Here is a 1,103-nt window from a genome sequence, read left to right on the forward strand (position 1 = left end):
CTTTCAAGGGTAGGTAGTTCGGGGAGGAAACGACAAACGGCAGAGAATTCGCGTATACTGGACGTGTCAGCACCCATGTCTACGAGGAATTCTATGCCGTTCCATGCTAGTTTAGCCGATTGGGAAGCCCGTGTCCAGACGCACTTGCCGCAGATTCCACGAAGCTATGTTCGGGTCATTGCCTGGGGCAGTTTTGCCATGGTCATGGCCCAATCCTGTGGTCTCACCAGTATGAGCGTCGTGCTCGCAGCCCTGTGTGGGCAATCACCCAATACCCTTCGGCAACGCCTGCGCGAATTTGCCTATGCGGCAGCGGCCAAACGCGGCACGTTTCGCACGGCCTTGGATGTCACCACGCTGTTCCCCGCCCTTGTCCGGTGGATTGTGGCATGGTGGCAACCGGATGATCGGCGCATGGTGCTGGTCATGGATGCCACGACCTTGCGCCAAACCGTGACCGTCTTGACCATTAGTATTGTCTATCGGGGGTGTGCCATTCCCGTTGCATGGCAGTGTGTCGGTGCAACCGTCCCGGGCGCATGGCGACCCCACTGGGAACGGCTGATCACGACGATCCAACCCGCCATCCCCGCGAGCTGGACGGTGCTGGTGGCTGCGGATCGGGGCTTGTATGGGCACTGGCTGTTTCAGGCCATTGTGCGTGCGGGCTGGCATCCCTTGCTGCGGATTAATGCCCGAGGATTCCATCGCCCCGCAGCGGATGCACCATGGCACCCCCTTGCAGCAGTAGTCCGGCATCCCGGTGATCGCTGGATGGGCCAGACGACCTGCTTCAAAGGGCAGTCCGTGCCGTGTACGCGCTTGGCCGCATGGGATGCGGCCTATGCTGACCCGTGGCTGGTGATTACGGATCTCGCCCCTGATGCGGCAACCTGGGCATGGTATGGCATGCGCAGCTGGATTGAACAAGGGTTCAAAGACCTCAAACGCGGCGGCTGGCATTGGGAACAGACCAAAATGACCGACCCCGAGCGGATTGCGCGCTGGTGGGTGCTGCTGGCCGTCGCCACGTTGTGGGTGGTGAGTGTGGGAGGTGAGGCGGATAGGACTGACGCAGCGAACGCGACGGGTGAGGACGAACC

1 protein-coding gene is annotated in these 1,103 nt (G+C 61.1%); it reads left to right on the forward strand.

Translation table 11 applies throughout. From position 1 onward, the window contains the following. Positions 1-75 precede the first annotated feature (75 nt). Positions 76-1,103: transposase (locus tag C5S61_RS27030; RefSeq protein WP_205701347.1), on the forward strand; the 1,028-nt coding region annotated here is incomplete at its 3' end.

Origin of the sequence: Herpetosiphon llansteffanensis, from assembly GCF_003205875.1 — a bacterium.
GTDB classification, from domain to species: domain Bacteria; phylum Chloroflexota; class Chloroflexia; order Chloroflexales; family Herpetosiphonaceae; genus Herpetosiphon; species Herpetosiphon llansteffanensis.